A 17,828-nucleotide genomic window follows, 5' to 3' on the forward strand; every position below is an offset into this window, starting at 1 on the left:
CCGAATTGATTTTTATATTTAGCTCCATAAGAAATAATAGTAAATTAGCCGAAATAACGAGTAATTAGAAAATAGCCTATTGTTGATAAAACTTTTGAAAATAATCTAGTGGGATTTTGTTCTATGAATTACCTCATTGCAGTTTTACCAGACAAGTCAAAAGCAGAAGCAGCTTATTCTGCCTTAACAAATGATGGTTTATCTCCAAACCAAGTAGATATTTTGGGCAATGGTTATAAAAGTGCTGATGATTACAATCTGATTGACCCGAATCAACAAGCTCGTAAAGGAGCAAAGCGATTATTATACTGGCTAATACCTTTTGGGTTTATCGCTGGTTATGCATTTAATTATCTAACTGGTATTGAAATCTTTGCGCTCGGTGATATTGGCAGCCATATTATTGGCGGAATTTTAGGAGCAGCTTCTGGTGTTTTAGGGGCTTATCTAGTAGGTGGTGGAGTTGGTCTGACCGTAGGTAGTGGTGATGCTTTGCCATATCGCAATCGTTTAAATGCAGGCAAGTATTTAATAGTGGTTAAAGGAACAGAGGAGCTAACTCGACGTGCTACGGGCATATTACGCTCTTTTGAGCCGGAAAATATTCAAGGTTATGCAGAGCCAGCTAGTGCTTAAAATAAATTGCTTTTGGCAATATACGCCGAAAATTAATTGTTAGCTCAAAGTCTAGAGGAATTAACAAATAGATGTCTACACAGAATCTAACAAATTTATCATCCGTAGCCTATGAGGGATTAGAATCCCTACAGTCTTATGGAAGTCAATCAGCTTATTTACACGATCAGGATATACCTGAATTAGACTTATTTAGTCCACTAAAAATTCGAGATTTAATCTTGCCAAATCGCGTGGCAATGTCACCAATGTGTTAATATTCCGCAGAGAATGGAATAGCAAATGATTGGCACTTTGTTCACTTGGGGAGCAGAGCAACTGGCGGTGTTGGTTTAATTATGGTGGAAACAACAGCAGTGACATCCATTGGACGAATTACACCCGGCGATCTCGGTCTTTGGGATGATGCTCAGATTGAACCATTAGCACGTATTGTGCGCTTTGTTCGTCAACAAGGAGCGGTTGTGGGCATTCAGCTGGCTCATGCTGGACGAAAGGCAAGTAGTAATGTTCCTTTGCTAGGCGGTTCACCTTTAACACCTGAACAAGGGGCTTGGACTATATATAGTTGCACCAAGCTCAATTGGATTTGATGGTAATAGTCCTGTTCCCATATCCCTTGATGAGCGTGGTATTGAAGAAACCATTATCGCATTTGTGCAAGCAGCAGAGCGGGCGCTGCAAGCTGCTTTTCAAGTTATCGAAATCCACGCCGCTCATGGCTATCTCTTGCATTCTTTTCTTTCACCGCTCAGTAATCAGCGAACAGACATTTACGGAGGTTTGTTAGAAAATAGATGATCGATCAACAGTCAAAGATTCCATCTCCCTTTGGCAGAGTTTGCATTTTTGTTGTTGATTGTTAGAGACATGATTTTGCTAAAACCCTATCTAATAGGATAGCTATCACTAAACACATTTTACACGCGATCGCCCTACCCATTTAGCGCTGCGGCTACACTACTGAAAAGCTTGAAAAAGTTCTAGTATTTTTGCCTTGAGTGCTGCGTAGTTTACCGCCGTAGGCATCGCCTCTTCTAAAGTTCCGTTGCAAAATAGAAAATTCATGACGCTGCGATCGCATTTATCCATTCTCCGGTTAAAAGTCTAATTCTTGCTAGCAGTAGTGAAAACCAGACCATCCACTTATGGAATGTCGAAACAGGTGAATGTCTGAAAATTCACAGAACTTCTAAATCTTATGAAGGCATGAATTTACAGGGGTCATTGGTTTGAGGAAATCTGTGCGAACGTCACTTTTGGCACTAGGAGCTATAGCCGTTCCCACTCAAATGCGGTACAAAACTATATCGCAAAGTGTAGGGGCAATTCATGTAGATGCAAAGCGGCTTCCCCTACGGGTGTACCTGACGTGAATGAGAACCGCTATATAACAGAAGGTTCTTAAATAAATTAAGTATGCATAATGCAGATTAATTTGATTCTTTAATCCGATTTATAGTGCTAAATCGTGATTATATTCGATTATTTATGTTTGACTATTCCTTTAGAGAGATTAGCTGGAAAAATTGACTTCTGACAAATAACTTTCAAGATGATAAATTAACGATTAATATCTAAAGGAATAAAATCTGTAAAAAAATCCCAATTACAAACAAGATTTTTGTAAAAGGTTATCAGCAGCTAAAGACGGTAATGAGTATTACATCTGATTCCAATAGTAACCCAACATCGACCCAATCCTTTCTGCCCATAGAAGATTATGGGGTGATAGGGAATTGCCATACCGCAGCTCTGGTCAGTAGTTGTGGTTCGATTGATTGGCTTTGTTTGCCTCGGTTTGATTCGCCATCTTTGTTTGCTCGAATTTTGGATCTAGAATGTGGCGGGAGATGGAGTATTCAGCCAACTACTGCTTGGTCAAGTAGTCATCAGTATCTAAACGAAACTAATGTACTAGAAACAATTTTTAGGTGTGAGTCAGGCCGAATTTCGCTGCTGGATTTTATGGATATTAGCAATAATGAGCAGCAACAAAGCCGAATAGCACCTGGTAAGCTAATCCGAATTGTCGAGGTTAGTGAAGGAACAGTTGAAATTATTAGTACTTGCTCTCCTCGCCCTGACTATGGGCGCACAATTCCCAAGTTAGTCAAATCTGGCAACGAAGTCAGGTTTAATTCATTCACCATTACTGGGCCTGTTGAATGGCATCTGGACACAACAAGCAATACATTTATGTGTCACATAATCCTCCATGCTGGAGAAAGAGCGGTGTTCACGCTTTTGACTGAGGAGGACGCACAACTGCCAAATCTAGATCCAATAGATGCCCTGGCATCAACTTGCGCTGAATGGCGGCGTTGGGCGAATAAGTGTACTTATCAAGGAGCGTATCGAGAGGCGGTTGTTCGCAGTGCGCTGACCTTACAGTTAATGACTTATGCCCCTTCAGGAGCAATTGTAGCTGCACCGACAACTTCGTTGCCAGAAGAAATTGGTGGGGAGCGGAACTGGGATTATCGCTTCACCTGGATTCGGGACTCATCATTTACTCTTCATGCATTACTATTAGCAGGTTATCTTGATGATGAGTGTCAGTTCTTCAATTGGATCGCCCAGACTGTGAAGATAGAAGGAACTGGAATCAAAATCCTTTACCCGATTACATCAAGTGGACAGGTTGTTGAGCAAACCTTAGATCACTTGCGGGGATATCGAGACTCGCAGCCAGTTCGGATCGGCAATGGTGCAGCAGGACAAGTTCAACTTGATGTCTATGGTGAGGTGGTTAGTGCTTTACATTTTGCCTGGAAGGTTGGAAAGTACGATCCAACTGCAATTTGGGAACACATCTGCCCACTAGTAGATTGGGCTGCTGAACACTGGCACGAACCAGATAGCGGCATCTGGGAAGTACGTGGGGGTTTGCGACATTTTGTTTACGGGAAAGTGATGCTGTGGGTGGCATTAGATTGTGGCATCGAAATGGCTGAGGCGCTTGAGCTAACTGGTGATACTACCCGTTGGCGACAGGAGCGGCAACTAATCCGCAATGAAGTGTTTGAAAAAGGGTGGAGCGAAAAACTTGGTGCCTTCAAGCAATCCTACGAGGATGAAACTCTTGATGCCTCTAATTTACTAATGTCTAGTGTTGGCTTCATTGATGGAACTGACCCGCGTATGGTGTCAACAATTGATGCGACTATCGAACATTTAGTTGAGAATGGACTGTGTTACCGTTATCGAGATGCACCAGAAGGCGTGAGTGGTAAAGAGGCATCCTTTGTTCTTTGCACCTTCTGGCTGATCAACGCGCTTATCTTGGCTCAAAGGGCTACAGAGGCTAGTGTTTGGTTCGAGCAAATGCTGGCACGAAGCAGTTCGTTGGGACTATTTGCAGAAGAAATTGACTTTGAGACAGGAGCGCATCTTGGTAACTTTCCCCAAGCCTTTTCGCATATTGGCGTGATTAACGTTGCCGTTTCTTTAGCACATACAGGTAATATCGGAATAGTTGAGCGGGTGCATAGTGATGCAGCAAATGCTGCATCAAGAGGTGGCGGTAGTATTCATGTCGATTAGCTATTTACTTTTGCTCATAAACTCCAACCAGCCGCGCCTGTTCAATTACATGGTCAGCGATCGCATTAAGTAGTTGCTCGCGGTTCATATTTGGCTTTAGTCTAAGCTCTGCATCTAGAGCATACAACCAAAAATAGTAATGGTGAAGTCCATGCCCCGGTGGTGGAGCAGGCCCAGTATATCCTGGCTGATTGGTACTATTCACACCTTCAGTAAATTTACTACCACCTCCTGACGAAATCTGGTTAATTGTTGGCCCAATGCCATAGATTAACCAGTGAGTAAACCCTTGTGGCAGGGGTGCATCCGGGTCGTGGCAGATGAGTGCTAATTGCTGGGTTCCGGCTGGCAATCCACTCCATCCTAAAGGAGGTGAGATGTTTTCACCGTCACTGGTATACTGTTTCGGGATATGTTCTAAAGAAGTAAATGCAGGGCTATGAATCTGTAAATCTTTGATATTCAATGCCATTGCGTATTTCCTTTTGCAACAATCAGCTGCATCGAATAATTTATCGCAGCAGGACAGGTTGAGCATTAATGCGAATGCGGAAGAGGCTATAAGGCAACTGACGTAAATCGCGTCCCTTTTCGTAGTTTGCTTGACGGTGCAACTGGTTAGCTGTGACGTAAAGATAACCATCTGTTGCTACTGAAAGGGTATCAGGCCAAAGGAGGCGAGGATCGTGTACTAGCGTTTCCCATGTTCCATCAAGATGACGACGCAGAATTGCATTGTGTTCATAGTTCGTTGCATAAATACATCCGGCTGCATCTGATTCGAGTCCATCTGCACCACCGCCTTTATCTCCCTCATCAATTACCGTTGCAGCAACAGCACGATCATCGCTCGCTCGATCCACAAGAGCATCAACCGCAACACTGTAGAGACGACGACTAGCAAGCGGACAGTAATACAAACGTGACCCATCTGCACTAATCGCAATTCCATCAGCCCCCATTTTGACAGGTTTGGTTGACCCATCTGGCTGACGTTCCATGAATGGGCGACCCTCAACCACAGGCAGAAAGCTCGATAGTTCTTCAGCTTTTGTGGAAGGATGATCGTGCAGTCGGCGCCAGCTTTCGCCTGATGCCAAATCGACGACAATAATCCCGTTCGCGCCTTGCTCCGATGAATCAGTAATGAATGCTATACCCTCAGCACCGCGCCGTAAGTCAAATCGGACATCATTAAGGTAAGTCGTCGGCAATGCTACATCTTGGGGAAAGAGAATCGTTTTGATGACTTGATTGCTTGTTAAATCAACGCAAACCAGCTTGGGCCCACCGTACTGTGTCGGTTGGAACATTGGGCTACCAGTATCGAGAATCCACAGGCGATCGCGCGGATCAACCACAATACTTTGCACAGATACAAGGGTTTGTGCAAGATTATCTGAGTTTGTGCGATTAATTGCCTCATTGGGATAAGCCACCGGACGACCATCTCGGATTTCTGCCACGGTGAATGCAACTTCATCACCCCACTTCGGAAAATTGACAAAGATCCGTCCAGTATGAGATACCGTTACACCTGTAGGCATAGCACCATCAAAGTGGACAACAGGTTCCAGTGTGCCTAATGTTTCATCTGTCGGTAACTTCTGCAATTGGCTGACCATAGGATTTTTCCCTGATTACGATTAATTTTTAGCCGCTCTTGGCTCAATGAGTTTGCCACCGACCCCAACTCCGGCATTAATGGCGATCGCTTCCACTGGTCTTCCAATGGCTTACAAGCTTTCGACTTTTACCATCCTACGGAAGCAGTTGTGCGATCGCGTCTTCCTAGTGAAAGATAACAACTGTATATTTAAGAGTCATTAATAGAATATTTATCTACCTCTCAAGCTCAGAGTTTATTCCTTCAATGGCTTTTAACCTGAACTTCTTCGTTTGACAAAAGTCGTATGCAATGCATAGTAAGGGGTTTAAAGATTTTCGCTTTGGGTTTACTGGGTACAAATCAGGGAAACACCAAGCAAATCTAAAGCCTTTTGTTGCATCTTCGTGGGTTCAGTAATCTTGTCAAAAACTATCTCATTAGCTCCTTTAAGAATCGATCTAGTTTCTAACAATATTAGGTTAACTTTATACACAACCTCTAAGGTTGTGTATAAAGTTCTTTTGTATACACCCAACCCTTGGAGATCCCCCTAAATCCACGCCACATGCTCCACTTGGGGAGACCCCAGACGCTCTCTACGAGACGCTAAAAGCGAACGCAGACTCGCTTGCCGCCGGCGCTATCGCCCTTGGCGTCTCCCCTTGGGAGAAGACCGCAGTGGCTCCCCTTAAAAAGGGGGACTTTGATTCCGGTTCCCCCCTTAAAAAGGGGGGTTAGGGGGGATCTCCAAGTGCCTAAAATCACAGCTAACTACTTTTCAAACAACCTCTTAAAGAGTAGTACAATAACAACAGCTATTTAATCTTAGATAAAGTTTAGATTGCCACAGCACTAGAGTCACTAAATATACTACATTTTCCTAATACATAAAATAAAAAGCTAAAAATAACACTTAAACCAATCATCTTTAACTGAGAACAATGCAATGATAGATATTAGTGGAAGATGCTTTGAATAAATCATTAGCATTAAAAAAACTCAAATAGTTTCTAAGTAGTTCCGAAACTGCATGTTGCAATAATGTCAAGTTGAAGAATTATTATTTGATGTGTGTAAGCTCCTATGGTCAAGCGATCGCTCCAGGGATCAGTCACCGGGATTGAACAAGCCAAAAAAGCATTCGCTCATAAAGGGTGGACACAAGACAATTTGGCTTTTGAAGTCAACTTAAAGACTCGCCAACCAATTTGGCGGTTTTTTACTGGGCGTTCAGTTGACCGTCATATCTTTATAGAAATTTGTTCTGTGCTATCGTTGAATTGGCGCGAGATTGCGGCTAATCCTCCAGAAGAATTCCCTGAATCAAAAGAACTTGGTGCTGCTGAATTTTTGGATATTGATGCTCTAGTACAACAAGTGCGATCGCAACGCTTTGACAAAATTCAAGACCAGTGCGGCACTTTGCAGCTATTAGATGTTAGTCGCCCCGTTAGAATCGACGACATTTATATAGATGTCAACATTTTGGAGGAGATTGCAAGCCTTCAGTGGTTAGAGTTTGCTGATTTGCAAAAGTTTACATCAAAAGAATTCGATCGCTTTGGTTTAGGTGAAGTATCCCAAACACAAAAGGCGGGGATCGCGGCAGTTCAAACTTACTCAAAGCTGCGGGTATTGGGTAAACCGGGAGCAGGTAAAACCACTTTTTTACAACATCTGGCGATTCAATGCAACCGAGGGAGATTTGCTGCAAATCGGGTTCCTATTTTTGTCACCTTAAGAGATTTTGCCGACGAAACGAGAGTTGCAGGAGAGTTCAATTTACTCAACTATATTTACAAGGAATTCCTTACCTGTGGAATTTCAGATCCATCTGTGCTTGAAACTTTGTTGTTGTCAGGCAGTATGTTGGTGTTGCTAGATGGATTAGATGAAGTGCTTCATCAAGAAAAAAGGGGTGTTGCCAATGAGATTCGCAGATTCTCTGAAAAGTATCAAAAGAATATATTTGTCGTCACCTGCCGCACGGCGGCTAAAGCTTTCAATCTTAGACGCTTTACAGATGTTGAAATTGCCCCATTTAGTCAAGACCAAATTGTTGCTTTTGCTCAGAAGTGGTTTACAGCACTTACAAAAACGAACATCCAGAATAAAGAAGAACAGGCAATTGAGTTTATTAAGAAACTAGATTTACCCGAAAACTTACAATTTCGTAGACTTGCCGTCTCCCCCTTGTTTTTACATCTCGCCTGCTGGGTTTTTCATCATCAGAACAAATTCCCAAACCAAAAAATTGCGTTTTATAAGCAATGTTTAGACCTCCTCCTGGGCAAATGGGATGAAACTAAAGCAATTGAACGGGATGAAGTGTACGAAGGTTTCTCATTATCACAAAATCTGAAGTTGCTGAGTCAGGTTGCTAGCGCGACATTTGACCAGGGTAATTACTTTTTTGAACAACGCATTGTTGAACAATACATTAGCGATTATATCTCTGATTTACCGAATGCTTCGACGGAACCAGAGGAATTGCAATTAGATAGTGAAGAGGTACTTCAGGCGATAGAGTTACAACATGGATTACTAGCAGAACGAGTGCAAGGAATTTTCTCCTTCTCTTATTTGACGTTTCAAGAATACCTGACTGCTCGAAAAATCGTTGCCAGTTATAATTTACAAGCATTAGAAAGACCCTTAGAATGTCTGGTGAGTCATATTACTGAACCCAGGTGGCGCGAAATCTTTTTGTTAACGGTTGCCATGCTGCCGAGTGCAGATTTCTTAGTACTGTTGATGAAGCAAGAAGTTGACGCGCTAGTGGCTGAAGATACATATTTACAAAAATTTTTAACTTGGGCAAGTCACAAGTCCCTTGCTGCTCCCCCCCAGCCTATTGCAATTCGCGCGTTTTACCTTACTCTGGCTCGAACTCCTCACCTGATATCGCACTTTGCTCTTGTCTGCATCCTCGATCGGGATATTTTTTTGGATGCAGCATTAGATAACCTAGTGATGGAATGCACTATTGCCGATGCCTATGCCTGCGACGATGCTTTGAGTTATGCTTTAGCGATCGCTCAAGATGCTGGCTTACATCAAGCTTTACAACAACTTAAAGACCTACTGCCCGATCCAGAACAAAGTAGAGAAAGGTTTCAGACATGGTGGCAAACAAGTTATCCTGCTTGGATAGACCAGTTAAAAACTGCGATCGCCAAGCATCGAAACATTGAGCATCACTGGCACTTCAGCCCACAGCAACAGCAAGTATTGCAACAATATTACGATGCCAATCAGTTGCTTCTCGATTGCCTAAATAGCAACTGTGAGGTAACAGACGTTGTGCGGCAGGAGATTGAAGTCGGTTTATTGCCGATAGAAGAACTCTCTAAGCGAGAATGGCAAGGATTGTGATCGGGCAGGGAGCAGGAGGAGGGAAAGTCGTTTTGAAAGAGTGAAATTGGATAATTTATTTTTTGGAGTTCCCTAAAAAACTTTTATTCACCAAGAAAAGGTATCTATGCTTAGACATGACATTATTGTTATTGGTACTTCCGCAGGCGGACTCAAAGCGCTGGGCGCAATCTTAGGCGCTCTGCCTGCTGAGATTGATGCTGTTTTCTTTATTGTTCAGCACCTCGCAGCAGAGAAGCCCAGCATTCTCCCCCAAATTCTTACAGATGTAGGCTCTCTCCCAGCATCTCACCCGGTAGATGGAGAGTCAATTCAAAGCCGGCGCATCTATGTCGCACCGCCCGATTATCACCTGTTGGTCAATCAAGGCTCGATACGTGTCGTGCGCGGGCCCCAAGAAAACCGCTTTCGCCCCGCGATCGATGCGTTATTTCGTTCAGCCGCCCGCGCTTATGGTACAAGGGTGGTAGGTGTGGTACTCACTGGCTATCTTGATGATGGCACGGTGGGGTTGCAGGCAATCAAGAAACGGGGCGGAGTGGCGATCGTTCAAGACCCGAACGAAGCAGAATACCCCAGCATGGCCAAGAGCGCCTTGCGGTATGTGAATGTCGATTACTGCCTGCCGCTTGCAGAAATCCCAGACCTGCTAGTGGAGTTATCAAAGGAACCCGCCGCCCAGGAGGAGGCATATCCCGTGACCAAAGAAATCGAAATTGAATCCAAGATTGCTGAACAGCAGATGAATACCCAGGAGTTTTTAAAGAATGTAGAAGCGATCGGGACTAGAACGACTTACACCTGCCCTGAATGCAACGGCAGCATTTGGCAAATTGGCAAAAAACAACCGCTACGGTTTCGCTGTCACACGGGGCATTCCTTTACAGCTAATGTGTTCCTGGCAGAGCAAACTCATAATCTCGAAAATGCGCTGTGGTCGGCTGTGCGGGTAATGGAAGAAAAGGTTACATTCTCCCGTCAAATGGCAGAACAGATGAGAAGCTCCAATTTAACTAGTGCCGCAACAAAATTTGAGGATCATGCAATGAATTTGGATAAAGAGGTGTCCTTAGTTCGAGGCATAATTCTCAACGGCTTTGCTACGAAACGAACTATTGCAGCAATAGAGGAAGATCGCGCTGAGTGCTGAGTGCTGTTAGCGGAAGCAGGCCGTTTAGCCCGTGCTGAGTAAAAACCCGTTTAATTCAAGGTTTTGAGCAACCAACACTTTCCTAACCTATTTAAGAAGTAAAAATTAAAAAGTAAAAAGATAATCCCCATAAATAAATTGAGGGGAAATGATTAAGTCCGTATTATTTCTTGCGCTATCGTTATAAATGTTTTTATTTCGTTCCATAAATAAATTTAGGGGCTTCTCTTTCAGAGACGCTGCGCGAACAAACCATTTTTCTTTTTCTTTATGAATCCCTTTTTACTTTTTACTTTTGCCTTATTCGGTGACTACAGCTATAGTAAGTCTTTCCCCTCTGCCCCTTTGCTCCTTTGCCTCTTGTATCCAATGCTCAATGTTTTTTCATTTCACTGCAATGACTCTAGCTACAGAGATTTCTGGTGGTTTAGTGGGAACTTGGACAGGTGTAGATGAGCCTTTCAACCACAGTAGCACTGCGGGAGTGACACCCAGCAACAAGCCTAGCAACACGGGTACAAAGAATCCAGCTGTTAAGCTCATGACTGTAGCGAAACCAAAGTTAGTTAAATAAACTGCAAAAGGTATATTAAGTTGGTATCGCTCCCAGTTAATTGGATTATTTCTCCACAACAGTGCAGCCACAGCCATAAATACTGAGCTAGTACCCAGCCACCCCGCAAAGTTTTGGTAAGGCATTCCAAAGAATGGGCCTGGTTGTTGCCAATACCAAAAGGGTAGAGAAGTTTGACTCATCGCAGGATCGAGAACAAAATCCCAGGAGGTTAGTAATAAAGCACCCAAAGCGATCGCACTTATATGCCGCCACAAGTTGGGTTTTTTGTCCACTTCTAGCCCTGCACGTGCCAGCAGGTAAGAAACAAATCCCAAATAAAACCACGACAAGGGAATTGTAAATGGGACTAAACCCGCAATCTTATAACCTAAACCGCTTAGGTAACTATAATGACCAAATGGAAAACCAGTACTGGTTCCTAGTAATTCACTTCCTAGAGAAATAAATACTGATGGCAACAGAAATGCTAAGGCGCGACCTAAACCCAAAATCCGCGTGGCATACAAGAAAACACCTGCCGCGCCTAAAATCATATAAACTACACCGCCTCCTGCCATACTCCATTGCATGGCAGTTTGTCCAACCTCGGATAAGTTAAAAATTACTTGGGCATTAGGTACAACCAGTAATATTCCTACCAATCCAAATACTGTTGACACGATATGACCAATAAGGCTTACGCGTTCAGCAATAACAAGTTGTCTCATGGTAATTCCTTTTTACTCGCTGCTAATGAAGCGCTATTCATCTTAGCCATTGTTTAAAATTTTCTAGCATTTATAGCGTTTCTCGTTCGGATGCAATACACTTTGACCTCTCTCCTAAAAGGCTACGGTGTACACACAAGTCTATCTAAAGCTGCGTTACAGGCTTTTGATCCCCCCAACCCCCCTTTTTAAGGGGGGCAAAAAACTCTCAAAGTCCCCCTTCTTAAGGGGGATTTAGGGGGATCTAGAAAGATGTGTGTACACCGTAGCCTAAAAGGAGAGAGGCTTTGAATTTTACTCCCCTTCCCTTGAAGGGAAGGGGCTGGGGGTTAGGTCTGTATTCTATGCAACTGAGAACCGCTATATTAGGGACTGGCACTTGATTTATAACCAGCTAAAATGAGCATTAATGATATTGAAGTCTTGTTGTAATTGTTTGTCAAAATTGGATTTCTGGATAACTTTATCTCAAGAGTAAATAGAAGTTTTGAAGTCTTTGATTTGTTTGACTAAATCAGAATTGTCTTGCTGGATGAAGCTTCCCCTACTGTTCTGCTAGTACTCTGATTTCATAAAGTTCTCGCTGAATGAAATTGGATGTAAACATCAAGCGCTTACCATTACTCTTTACAAAGAAGAATCTCTGATTGCGAGATTGATGGCTAAATTTGATTTGTTCCCCTCGGCAAGAGTAGATTTTACCCCGAATTAAATCGGTAGATTTAAACATTTTCCACCTTCTCATCCTCCCGATCAAAAACCTACTTACAGCAGAATTCAGTAGTCAGAATTGGCTACGCCCCACTGCGCTAACAGAAGTCAAACAGGCTTTACGCCGGGGTTTGAGACTTAGATTGTTTACTTCACCAGCTTGAAATTCGCTGTATGTCGTAAGTATATCTGCCTCGGTAAGGAGGATCATCGTTTCTGCACCAACTCTGCCAAAGTCAGGCTCTAGCCCTAATACCATCTCAATAAGATACGTCCATGTGCCAAATTCAGGGGTGTAGCTGCGTACAATCCCTTCTCCACCAACAAAGCTCACCCATTGGGCATTGCGAAACTTAGGCACCTTCATGAAGGTTGCAGCCATGCGTAAGACTCCTCTAATTAATAGTTGATATTTTCTGTTTTAGTAGAATAAATCAAACATGTTTTGTATCTTTTTAAGTAAAGATGTCAAACATCATCTATAACTTGAGAATGTTTTAGGTTGAGAGTATACAATTTATACGTAATTCAAACGTTTATTCAAACATTTGATATGGCAATCCTAAATCCTTCATGAAAAATTAGATCCCCGACTTCTCAAAGAAGTCGGGGATCTGGACACCGCACATTTTTTACTTTTTCATAATTAAAATTAACGTGAGTTCGACAAGTATTATTTGATCTCTCCCCCAACCCCTTCCCTACAACGCTATCCATTACCTCCGATTACTCTCTCACTGCAAAACTATACCTATCAATCCTTTTGACTTCTTTTAAGTAACTTGTATTTTTGTTTAGAAAGATCCGGGTAATGGATAGCCCGACGCGGGAAGGGGGAAAATTCAAAGTATCTCTCCTTTTAAGAGAGGGATTTAGAGAGAGGTTTTCCAGATGCCGTGAAAAATCAGAGCGACGTAGGAGCGTCATTACGAATTACGAATTTCCACATTTAGGCATCACTTTTTGAGTTTTACTTTGTGGAGTAATTCATCTTTAATCCGGTTGAGAATTGAAGTCTCATCCAGGTTTGCCAAAATCCGATTAATCACTGCTTTCGGCCCATCAGGCCCCCAAGTCGCACCATTGGCTAAATAAACTTTGGTAACTTGTCCAATACCGTAAGAAGAAACACCAGCTACTCCCCCTTGGGTAAGCGCCACCGATATATAAGGGCCTAAGGCAATGCCACCTGTAGCTGTTGCAGAGATCCCAAGTAAAGTTTTTAATCCACTCAAGCCCAAGTTTGCTAACAATTCACTAGCACCGATGCCGCCCATACTCAGGGCAATTTTTTGTAGCAATTGTACAGCCCCAGCTTCGGTCATGGAGAAGCCATAGAGTTTAGATAAACCCAAAATCAGAGCAATATCAATGACTACACTACTCAGAATATCTACCACAGTTACGGGATTAAGTGCGATCGCTAATGCCTTAGTCATCACAGCTTTCCAAATCAACTGATTGGCATTCTGTTCCCGAATCATCACTTTCCGCTCTACCAATTGCTCATTTACAATATCGGCATAAAGCATAGTATTGAGAGCAACTAGGGCTTTACCCTCACGGTGTAGAATTTCCAAAATTTTCAGCTTCAGTTCTTCAACTTGGGCATTCCCTGTACGTAACTGTATACCCCTAGTGCCATCAGGGCGACGAATCGCCGTCTTCACCAATGGCGATGCCGCAGCCATAATAATTTCTAAAGGTGTAAGTAATTCCCGCACTCTATCATCCCGGATTTTGTGATAAATTGCCATCCGGTCTGCTTGTGGATACTGGTCTACTTTGTTAAACACCAAAATGATCGGTTTACCTGCTTCCCGCAACTGAGAAAGGGCCATGTATTCTAACTTTGTCATGTCGCCAGATATCACAAACAGAATTAAATCCGCTTGTTTGGCAATCTGTTCAGCTAAGGCGGCACGGGTTGCACCATCAACTTCGTCTAACCCAGGAGTATCAATTAATTCTACCTGCGATTGACCTACACCAGGGAGAGTAACTCGCAAAGCCCGTTCATTTTCCCCAATTGCTTCCTCGCTAATACTCCAATTAACTCTTTGTGCAGCACGGGTGACACCGTGCAGCGGCCCAGTTTCAAATACTGTTTGTCCAACCAAAGCATTGAGTAGCGAAGACTTACCACGTCCCACCATGCCAAAAGCCGCAATCTGTACCACCATGCGGTCTAACTTCCCTAGCATGGTTTCCAACTCAGCAATTTCCGTCTCTAACCCGGTTTTTTCTTGGGGGGTGAGGTCGAGATTGGCTACCAAATTTCGCAGTGCCGTTTGTGCTTGTTTATAATTCAGTTCTGTTTGAATGTCTTCAAAACTGAAAATAGCACTATCCAGTTCTTCCTCCCAACTGAGAGAATTTGGATCAGTGTTAGCGGAATCGCTTTGATGAGGTTCAGGCATAGGCAAGGTCGAAGTCATATTAATAATTTTAGATTTTAGATTTTAGATTTTAGATACACCCCCTCTACCATCCTAGTTATTTTTAGCAAGGGTTTGGCGAGATGACAGGAAGCAGGGGAGAAGAGTTTTCCCCTCCGCACCCCACCCCACTGCCTCTTTCCAATGCCCAATGCCCAACTCGTAGACTAATGACTAACAAAAAGTCATAAACTGAAAAATGCATCTAATATAACGCGTTAGAATCTTGACTAAATTACCTGTGCGGAAAATCGTTATTGCCGGCAACTGGAAAATGTACAAAACTCAGGCAGAGACCCAGGAGTTTTTACAAGGATTTCTGCCCCACTTAGAGGAAACTCCCCAAGGGCGGGAAGTGATATTGTGCCCTCCGTTCACTGATTTAAGCGTTTTGTCCAAGACTTTACACGGTAGCCTCATCCAATTGGGGGCACAAAATATCCATTGGGAAGAATTTGGAGCCTATACAGGTGAGATTTCTGCCCCAATGCTGACAGAAAGTGGTGTGCGCTTTGTGATTGTCGGTCATAGCGAACGACGGCAATACTTTGGTGAAACGGATGCCACTGTTAACTTGCGCCTCCGAACTGCTCAAAGGTTTGGTTTGACTCCAATTCTCTGTGTTGGCGAAACTAAACAACAACGAGATGCAGGAGAAACTGAATCACTGATTGCTCTCCAACTCGACAAAGGTTTGGTAGATATAGATCAGAATAATTTGGTGATTGCCTACGAACCAATTTGGGCGATTGGTACTGGTGATACTTGTGAAGTAACGGAGGCAAATCGGATAATTGGCTTAATTCGTAGCCAGTTGAGTAATCCAAATGTATCAATTCAATATGGCGGTTCAGTTAAACCAAATAATATTGATGAGATTATGGCTCAACCAGAAATTGATGGTGTTCTGGTGGGTGGAGCAAGTCTAGAACCTGACAGTTTCGCTCGGATTGTGAATTTTAAGTTACTGTGATGTGCTTTTTTATCGTTCCCATGCAGAGCATGGGAATGCCTAATGTAGATTTATGCCAAGGAACTTGATAATTAGAGGACGCTGTTTCGAGTGGGGACAGCGGACTTATTTGATGGGTATTTTGAATGTAACGCCTGATAGCTTTAGTGATGGGGGTGAGTTTAACACTACCTCTGCCGCTTTAGTACAGGCGCAAGCATTGGTAGCTGCTGGTGCTGACATAATTGATGTGGGCGGTCAATCAACTCGACCAGGGGCAAAGCAAATAACTCTGGCGGAAGAACTTGACCGAGTACTATCGGTGTTAGAAGTGCTAAGACCAGAAATTTCAATCCCGATTTCTGTAGATACGACTCGTGCTGCTGTAGCTAGGGCATCTGTAGAAGCTGGAGCGGATATTATTAATGATATTTCTGGCGGCACTTTTGACTCAGAAATGTTACCAACAGTCGCAGAGTTAGGTGTGCCGATGATTTTAATGCACATCCGAGGAACACCACAGACAATGCAACAACAGGCTGATTATCAAGATTTGCTTGCTGAGATTTATAGTTTTTTGGCTCGGCAAATTAAGGCAGCAACTACTGTGGGCATTGACCTGGATAAAATTATTATTGATCCTGGTATTGGTTTTGCTAAGAACTATGAGCAAAATTTAGAAATTTTTCGGAGCTTGCGATCGCTCGCAGCACTCAACTGTCCTATCTTAGTAGGAGCATCTCGTAAAAGTTTCATTGGTCGCATTTTAAATCAACCAGATCCCAAAGCACGAGTTTGGGGAACGGCAGCAGCTTGTTCTGCTGCTATTTTTAATGGCGCTGATATCCTCCGAGTTCACGATGTTCAAGAAATGCACGATGTTTCATTAGTAGCCGATGCCATATTCCGACAAGCCGCACAGCCTGACCAATAATTCCTTGATGTTAAACAGCAAGCAAATTCTAGATTTATTTATGGGGTTAATCTAAAATCTAAAATCCAAAATTGTTTGACTCTTAAGTATTACCGTTTTCGGATTTTTTGCCGTGACCTTCTGTAACTACCGACTCGGCTATCAACTCCTGAAACATTTCACTTGAGTTAGCTGGGTCTACAAAGACAATTTTGGCATTACTGCTCTCACCAAGTTTTTGGCTAGCATCTACGTAATCTTGAGCCACGAGATACCGCAAAATGTCCCTACTATCTGGATTGGAACGGAGAGCTTGAGAAATGATTTGCACTGAAGCCATAGTTCCTTCAGCTTTCCTAATCGCAGCTTCCTTTTCCCCTTCTGCTTCGGTAATCAGCGCCCGTTTTTTGATTACAGCGGCTTGTTCCTCTTCTCTAGACTTTCGTACACTCTCAGGTAGTGTGATTCTCTGAATATCTAACCGGAGAATCTCAACTCCCCAATCTGTCGTTATATGATTCAACTGGTCTAAGATAGCTGAGTCCATCTCCGCTCTGGAGACGTTGGTCTGCTCTAGGGTATTCTGAGCAATGATTTCGCGGAGCGTGGTTGTGGTTATCTGTGTCAATGCTCCTTGGAGATCCTCAATTGCGTAAAAGCTTTTTTCAATATCTCTAATGCGCCAGTATACGATGGCGTCAACTTCTACGTAGATATTATCTTGGGTGATCACATTTTGAGGTTTGATGTCTAAAAACTGCTCTCGTGTAGTATCTTCCATCACAACCTGATCCACCAAGGGAACGATAAAGTTCAGCCCTGGCTTAAGTTTCCGATGATACCGCCCCAGGCGTTCGACTAGGGCTTCATTTCCTTGATTAATCAGTTTTGCAGAACCTAATGCATAACCTATAAGGGCTAAAACTATAGCAATAATTGGCTCCATGTATGCTCCTATTCAGCTTTGGGGAGAATTTAATGTCAAGGATATGGTACTAGCTTGTCATATCTTTGAGTTTAATGTTTTGAATCTTTGATACTCCCGACGCCTAGAAGGCGAGGGATTCTTGGTTAAACTGTTTTGCAGAATGCGTAGAAGCTCTGCTTCTTGTCGTTAGACATCGCTATTAAAGCACCTTGATAAAACGCTGGCAAGGACTACTTGATGTAATCAACATTACTTGTACTAACATCTTCAGACAGCCTGGGCTCTT

At 43.1% G+C, this 17,828-nt stretch carries 18 protein-coding genes; 10 read left to right on the forward strand and 8 right to left on the reverse strand.

The window, feature by feature from the left end; translation table 11 throughout:
• Positions 1–123 precede the first annotated feature (123 nt).
• From HWQ39_RS08495 to HWQ39_RS08510, 4 genes are all read left to right on the forward strand, one after another.
• On the forward strand, positions 124–636 hold the full coding sequence (locus tag HWQ39_RS08495) for a hypothetical protein (RefSeq protein WP_292843468.1): 513 nt from the start codon (positions 124–126) through the stop codon (positions 634–636).
• A gap of 71 nt (positions 637–707) precedes the next feature.
• Positions 708–893, forward strand: a complete 186-nt coding sequence (locus tag HWQ39_RS08500) for a hypothetical protein (protein ID WP_292843469.1) — start codon at positions 708–710, stop codon at positions 891–893.
• Between the two features lie 45 nt (positions 894–938).
• Entirely contained in the window at positions 939–1,229 is a 291-nt protein-coding gene (locus HWQ39_RS08505) for a hypothetical protein (RefSeq protein ID WP_292843470.1), read from the forward strand.
• Positions 1,230–1,293: 64 nt separating this feature from the next.
• The gene (locus HWQ39_RS08510) at positions 1,294–1,437 is read left to right on the forward strand and encodes a hypothetical protein (protein WP_292843471.1); all 144 of its coding nucleotides are present in this window, start codon (positions 1,294–1,296) and stop codon (positions 1,435–1,437) included.
• A 154-nt stretch (positions 1,438–1,591) separates the two neighbouring features.
• On the opposite strand, the gene HWQ39_RS08515 is transcribed toward HWQ39_RS08510, so the two are convergent.
• Positions 1,592–1,720, reverse strand: a complete 129-nt coding sequence (locus HWQ39_RS08515; protein WP_292843472.1) for a hypothetical protein — start codon at positions 1,718–1,720, stop codon at positions 1,592–1,594.
• Between the two features lie 572 nt (positions 1,721–2,292).
• Between HWQ39_RS08515 and HWQ39_RS08520 the strand changes: the two genes are divergently transcribed.
• A complete protein-coding gene (locus tag HWQ39_RS08520) occupies positions 2,293–4,182 on the forward strand; it encodes a glycoside hydrolase family 15 protein (protein WP_292843473.1) in 1,890 nt (629 codons plus the stop codon).
• A gap of 4 nt (positions 4,183–4,186) precedes the next feature.
• Here the strand turns inward: HWQ39_RS08520 and HWQ39_RS08525 are convergent, their stop codons facing one another.
• On the reverse strand, positions 4,187–4,654 hold the full coding sequence (locus HWQ39_RS08525; RefSeq protein ID WP_292843474.1) for a YbhB/YbcL family Raf kinase inhibitor-like protein: 468 nt from the start codon (positions 4,652–4,654) through the stop codon (positions 4,187–4,189).
• Positions 4,655–4,694: 40 nt separating this feature from the next.
• Complete coding sequence (locus HWQ39_RS08530; protein WP_292843475.1) at positions 4,695–5,807, reverse strand: L-dopachrome tautomerase-related protein; 1,113 nt, start codon at positions 5,805–5,807, stop codon at positions 4,695–4,697.
• Between the two features lie 46 nt (positions 5,808–5,853).
• On the opposite strand from HWQ39_RS08530, the gene HWQ39_RS08535 reads away from it, so the two are divergent.
• From HWQ39_RS08535 to HWQ39_RS08545, 3 genes are all read left to right on the forward strand, one after another.
• A complete protein-coding gene (locus HWQ39_RS08535) occupies positions 5,854–6,012 on the forward strand; it encodes a hypothetical protein (protein WP_292843476.1) in 159 nt (52 codons plus the stop codon).
• Between the two features lie 862 nt (positions 6,013–6,874).
• On the forward strand, positions 6,875–9,166 hold the full coding sequence (locus HWQ39_RS08540; RefSeq protein ID WP_292843477.1) for an NACHT domain-containing NTPase: 2,292 nt from the start codon (positions 6,875–6,877) through the stop codon (positions 9,164–9,166).
• A 106-nt stretch (positions 9,167–9,272) separates the two neighbouring features.
• Complete coding sequence (locus HWQ39_RS08545; RefSeq protein ID WP_292843478.1) at positions 9,273–10,316, forward strand: chemotaxis protein CheB; 1,044 nt, start codon at positions 9,273–9,275, stop codon at positions 10,314–10,316.
• Between the two features lie 384 nt (positions 10,317–10,700).
• On the opposite strand, the gene cruF is transcribed toward HWQ39_RS08545, so the two are convergent.
• From cruF to HWQ39_RS08565, 4 genes are all read right to left on the reverse strand, one after another.
• On the reverse strand, positions 10,701–11,600 hold the full coding sequence (cruF, locus tag HWQ39_RS08550) for a gamma-carotene 1'-hydroxylase CruF (protein ID WP_292843479.1): 900 nt from the start codon (positions 11,598–11,600) through the stop codon (positions 10,701–10,703).
• Between the two features lie 544 nt (positions 11,601–12,144).
• Positions 12,145–12,330, reverse strand: a complete 186-nt coding sequence (locus HWQ39_RS08555) for a hypothetical protein (protein ID WP_292843480.1) — start codon at positions 12,328–12,330, stop codon at positions 12,145–12,147.
• A 54-nt stretch (positions 12,331–12,384) separates the two neighbouring features.
• Positions 12,385–12,693: a hypothetical protein gene (locus HWQ39_RS08560; protein WP_292843481.1), complete on the reverse strand. Its 309-nt coding sequence runs from the start codon at positions 12,691–12,693 to the stop codon at positions 12,385–12,387.
• 574 nt (positions 12,694–13,267) lie between these two features.
• Positions 13,268–14,749 (reverse strand): GTP-binding protein, encoded by a 1,482-nt coding sequence (locus HWQ39_RS08565; protein WP_292843482.1) that lies wholly within the window; start codon positions 14,747–14,749, stop codon positions 13,268–13,270.
• Positions 14,750–14,990: 241 nt separating this feature from the next.
• Here HWQ39_RS08565 and tpiA point away from each other — a divergent pair, with 241 nt between their 5' ends.
• Positions 14,991–15,722 carry a triose-phosphate isomerase gene (gene tpiA / locus HWQ39_RS08570; RefSeq protein ID WP_292843511.1) on the forward strand — a complete coding sequence of 244 codons (732 nt, stop codon included), beginning with the start codon at positions 14,991–14,993 and terminating at the stop codon, positions 15,720–15,722.
• Between the two features lie 52 nt (positions 15,723–15,774).
• Positions 15,775–16,635: a dihydropteroate synthase gene (gene folP, locus HWQ39_RS08575; RefSeq protein WP_292843483.1), complete on the forward strand. Its 861-nt coding sequence runs from the start codon at positions 15,775–15,777 to the stop codon at positions 16,633–16,635.
• 82 nt (positions 16,636–16,717) lie between these two features.
• Here the strand turns inward: folP and HWQ39_RS08580 are convergent, their stop codons facing one another.
• Positions 16,718–17,560 carry an SPFH domain-containing protein gene (locus HWQ39_RS08580; RefSeq protein ID WP_292843484.1) on the reverse strand — a complete coding sequence of 281 codons (843 nt, stop codon included), beginning with the start codon at positions 17,558–17,560 and terminating at the stop codon, positions 16,718–16,720.
• Between the last annotated feature and the right edge of the window lie 268 nt (positions 17,561–17,828).

Origin of the sequence: Nostoc sp. NMS8 (assembly GCF_017115045.1) — a bacterium.
Lineage (GTDB): Bacteria > Cyanobacteriota > Cyanobacteriia > Cyanobacteriales > Nostocaceae > Nostoc.